The 4,398-nt window shown below is 65.3% G+C and carries 6 protein-coding genes; 2 read left to right on the top strand and 4 right to left on the bottom strand.

The genetic code is table 11. The annotated features are described in order from the left end of the window. The first annotated feature begins 166 nt into the window (after positions 1-166). Positions 167-361: a hypothetical protein gene (locus tag DBR23_RS29960; protein ID WP_199227711.1), complete on the top strand. Its 195-nt coding sequence runs from the start codon at positions 167-169 to the stop codon at positions 359-361. Further along, positions 358-885 carry a hypothetical protein gene (locus DBR23_RS14420; RefSeq protein WP_108498715.1) on the top strand — a complete coding sequence of 176 codons (528 nt, stop codon included), beginning with the start codon at positions 358-360 and terminating at the stop codon, positions 883-885. Before DBR23_RS29960 ends, DBR23_RS14420 begins: the two co-directional genes overlap by 4 nt. A gap of 75 nt (positions 886-960) precedes the next feature. On the opposite strand, the gene ruvC is transcribed toward DBR23_RS14420, so the two are convergent. From ruvC to DBR23_RS14440, 4 genes are read right to left on the bottom strand one after another with little or no spacing between them, the layout of a single operon-like run. After that, positions 961-1,509 (bottom strand): crossover junction endodeoxyribonuclease RuvC, encoded by a 549-nt coding sequence (ruvC, locus tag DBR23_RS14425; RefSeq protein WP_056066401.1) that lies wholly within the window; start codon positions 1,507-1,509, stop codon positions 961-963. Between the two features lie 58 nt (positions 1,510-1,567). Beyond that, a complete protein-coding gene (locus DBR23_RS14430) occupies positions 1,568-2,560 on the bottom strand; it encodes a phosphatidate cytidylyltransferase (RefSeq protein WP_056066583.1) in 993 nt (330 codons plus the stop codon). Positions 2,561-2,620: 60 nt separating this feature from the next. Next, entirely contained in the window at positions 2,621-3,382 is a 762-nt protein-coding gene (locus tag DBR23_RS14435) for a 1-acyl-sn-glycerol-3-phosphate acyltransferase (protein ID WP_056746924.1), read from the bottom strand. Positions 3,383-3,436: 54 nt separating this feature from the next. Further along, positions 3,437-4,390, bottom strand: coding sequence for a helix-turn-helix domain-containing protein (locus tag DBR23_RS14440; RefSeq protein ID WP_233250464.1), 954 nt, complete (start codon positions 4,388-4,390; stop codon positions 3,437-3,439). Positions 4,391-4,398 lie beyond the last annotated feature (8 nt).

Below are 4,398 nucleotides of genomic sequence, written 5' to 3' on the forward strand. Positions count from 1 at the left end.
TTGTCTTGATCTGCGGCCATTGCCAAGGTCTGCTGCTTCATCTGCGGATAACGTTTGACCCCTCTCAATGGTGGACCTTAATCAGCGTTGCCCTAACTTCGGCGTGGAACTCAAGAGTCCCGTTTATGGGGCCATCTGTATCAAAAGCAGGTCTGGCGGAGGGCACGTGGCGTTTGCAGTCGGCCAGAGCCGTGATGGCAAACACTACTTCATGCTCGGAGGCAACCAGGGCAACGAAGTCAATATCAGTCGATATCCCGCGAGCGTCTGGGATGCATTCACCTTTCCCTCCGGATCGGCGCAGGGCAAATCCTTGCCAGTTTTTCAGGGGACATCGTCTGAAGCGGGGAGTGAGTCATGAGTTTGCGCGCTAGCGTGGTGGTAGCCACATTTATCGCGGGTTCCTGGTTCAACACCGACGGTGCCTTTGCGGTGACGATGCCAGCCGCAGGAGAAACGAACTCTGCCGAAGCCATGGCGTCTTCCGAAAGGGAGTTTCTGGCAAAAGCGATTGCGCAGACGTCCTACTCGGCCCTTGTTGTTCACACCCGTGTGGACATAGCTCCACTGCACAATAAAAGTGCGCACCACGAGGCAGCTGACGTAGTGACCGAGGAGCGTCACATCTATCACGCACGCGTGTTGGAGACCTTTCGAGGCAAACCCGCTTCAACCATCCGTTATGAGATGGTGGTGGAGCGCGGAGAAGGGGCGGAGATTGATACCAAACCGCAGATTCTGACGCTCTGCTCAGGACCGCGTGGCCTCTACTGGCCTGGGACCGGGGCCAGCTTTGATGCAGTTCAGTCTTCGATCCTTTTGGCCAGGCGCGTAGCGCGCGAGACGTCATCCCTACCGCCTCGAGGCTACTCACAGTGCAACTGATCCAAGTGCGCCTGTCAGGTGCAGTATGGGCGATGCTCCAAACCTAGGTACTTCGACTTTGGTCATGGCGGGATTTCAGTAACTCCGCCCATCCTTGTACATCGCATGCTGCCGCCGGTTCAGCGTGGCGGCTTCGCCCAAGCGGCCCATGGCGGAACCGGCGTGTGCATGGGTGATGGCCATGCCCAGGCCGTCGGCTGCGTCCGTGCCCGGCAGACCTGGCAGCTGCAACAGCCGCCGCACCATTTCCTGCACCTGGCTTTTGGCGGCGCGGCCGTGGCCGACCACGGCCTTTTTCATCTGCAGCGCGGTGTATTCGGCAACGGGCAGATTGCTGGCCACCAGGGCGGTGATGGCGGCGCCCCGCGCCTGTCCCAGCAGCAGTGTGGACTGGGGATTGACGTTGACGAACACGATCTCGACCGAGGCCACATCGGGCTGGTAGCGGGCTGCGACCTCGGTGATGCCGTCGAAAAGGATCTTCAGGCGCCCGGGTAGGTCGCCCAGCGCGAGGGTGGTGGTGCGGATGGTGCCGCTGGCCACGTAGCTGAGCTTGTGGCCGTCCATGTCCACCACGCCGAAGCCGGTGGTCTGCAGGCCGGGGTCAATACCAAGGATGCGCATTTGCTCTCGTTTTTATAGCTATTGGGGCAATGGGAACTAGCGCTATCGGCCGATTCTTCTACAAACCGAAGTACCAGCGTGCCGAATGGAAGAACACGGGCGCTGCAAAACACAGCGCATCCACCCGGTCGAGCAGGCCCCCGGCACCGGTGACGGACATGCCCTGCATGCCCCAGCTGGTGATGCCGCGGTCGCGTTTGAGTGCTTTCATCACCAGGTGCCCCAGGCTGCCCGCCACGCAGGCCAGCAGCGCCATGCCCAGCGCCTGGCCGGGTTTGAAGGGGGTGATGAAGGTCAGCAGACCGCCTGCCAGGCCCCCGGCGGCCACGCCTGCCAGCCAGCTGGTCCACTGAAAGCTCTGGCTCACTTGCGGCGCCACCGGTTTGTGCGGAAAGCGCCGCCCGAGCAGGTGCTGCACCAGCATGCAGGTCTGCACCACAAACACCAGAAAGAACACCAGAAACGCGCCCTTGTCGCGGTAGCCCGGGAAGTCGAGCAGCAGCAGCGCGGGCACGTGGCTCATGCCGTACACGCAGACCATGATGCCCCACTGCAGCTTGGCATTGCGCTCCAGAAACCGCTGGGGGTCGTTGGCCAGTGCGCTCACCACGGGCAGCGCCAGAAACACGTACACCGGGATGAACACGGTGAACAGGTCGAAGTGCTTGCTGCCCACCAGCCAGAACTGCAAGGGCAGCACCACGAAGAACGCCAGCACCAGGCTGCGGTGGTCGCCCCGGCGCGTGGGCGACAGGGTGATGAACTCGCGCAGCGCAAAAAAGCCCACGATGGCAAACAGCACCGTGGCCACCGTTTCGCCCAGCACCCAGCCGATCCAGAACACCGTGGCCATGACCCAGGAGGTCTTGAGCAGCCCCCAGAAGCGCTTGGCTTCCAGGGCCCGGGCTTCTGCTTCGGGGTCGTCGCTGGCGTGCTCTCGCAGATTGCGCACAAAGGCCCACACGGTGACGATGGACAGGATGCCGAACACGACCAGGAACAAGGCCCCGATCTGCTGGGTGGCGGTGAGGTTGCGCAGGAATTGGTTCATGTCAGCGCGCGCTCCGGGGCGCAGCATTCGGCAAGGTCAGGGGCTTCGGACGGGTCATGCTCAGACTTCCCGCAGAGCGATGACGGCGCGGCGCGCGCGGTCGAGGAACGGGCGGCGCTCTTCACCCGCTTCGAGCTGGATGGGCGCGCCAAAGGTCACCGAACACAGGATGGGCACCGGCACCACCTCGCCCTTGGGCATCACGCGCTGCACGTTGTTGATCCATGCGGGCACCAGCACCACCTGCGGAAACATCTGTGCCAGCTTGAACAGGCCGGATTTGAACGACTGGGGCTCGTCGCCATGGCCCCGCGTGCCTTCCGGGAAGATCACGATGGAGTCGCCGCTCTCGAGCGCGCGCACCAGCGGGGCCAGCGGGTCGGACTCTGGCAGGGCGGAACGCAACTCCTCGGGGGTTGGGGCGCGCGGCGGGGCTTCGGGCGATGGGTCTGGGCCACCTGCGGCGGCCGTGTCTGCATCGCTCGGCGTGGCTGGTGCCCCAGTGGGCTCGGCCGCCACCGGCGCAACCGGCCGCGCGGGCGTGGCCTGGCGGTCCACATACACGGCGTTGAACACGGCGGTGGTGATCCACTGCCGGAACGGCGTCTTCGTCCAGTAATCCTTGGCAGCGATGGGCCGCGTGATGCTGCGCAGCTCTTCGGGCAGCGCCGCCCAGATCAGCACCATGTCGGCGTGGCTCTGGTGGTTGGCAAAGTAGATACGCTGCTCGGCCTTGGGCGGGCAGCCATACCAGCGGGCCTGGGAGCCGGTGAGAAACCGCACGATCCCCAGCAGAAGGAAACTCATCAACTTGGCAAGCATGGCGGGGATGATACGGGCGCCGGGCCTGCATGCCAGGCAAGGACCTGGGCAGCGCTACACCCAGATGCGATAGGCCCAGAAAGCTTCGTCCCCATAGATGCCGTCATACAGCGCCTGCGGTGCATAGCCCGTGATGCGGCGCGTGACGCGGCACAGGTGCGACTGGTCCGAGAACCCGGCGCCCGCTGCGACATCCGCCCATTTGACGCTGCCTTGGGATGCATCGGCCGCGATTGTGTCGAAGAACGCCTGCTCGGCCTTGCCAAAGCCCCGCAGCTCGCGCAGGGGCAGTCCGGCCCAGCGCTTTATGCGCCGCTCCAGCTGGCGCAGGCTGCGGCCGGGGGCCGACAGGGCGGCGCGCTGCGCCAGGTGCGCGGCCCAGTCGCCGTACCGCTGTGTGGGCAATGCCTGGGCGGGGCGGCAGGCTTGCCAGCGGGGCTCCAGGAAGTCCTCCAGGTGCTGCAGGCGGGCCGCGTTGTCGGGCAGGTTTTGCACCGTTTCGCACAGCGCCAGCCAGTCGGGCGGCAACAGGGATTGCGCGTCGACCATGCGGTCGGTCAGGGCGCCGGGGTCCACGCCGGTGAGCTGGTGCAGCGCGTCGGGCATGAACATCACCATCATGGCGTGCGTGGGCCCTGCGCAGTAGCTGGAAGTGGGGCGCGTCTGCGGGCCTGCAAGCACCCAGCGGCCGGGGTAGGCCTCGCGCGGGCTGTGTTCCGTGGGCATGGTGTCGGGGCGCTCGGCCACCAGGGCCTCGCTGCGGCCTTCAAACCACCAGCTCAGGCTGCACAAGGGGGATGCAGGGAAGCGGTTGATGCGCTGCGCATCGCTGAGCGCATGGCCCACCGTGCTGCGCGCCATGGCCGCGCGCAGGCAGGCCGTGAGGCTGGCGCGCGGCAGCCACAGTTCGCCCGAGGGGATCAACCCGGCAGGGTGCCGGGGGGAAAGGGGGGCCAAGCTTGCCATGGGGCGCGAGTGTAGGCGACGGGGGCTGTCGCAATCGTTCAATACCGACT

The sequence above is a fragment of the Acidovorax sp. HMWF018 genome (assembly GCF_003061035.1).
GTDB classification, from domain to species: Bacteria; Pseudomonadota; Gammaproteobacteria; order Burkholderiales; family Burkholderiaceae_C; genus Acidovorax; species Acidovorax delafieldii.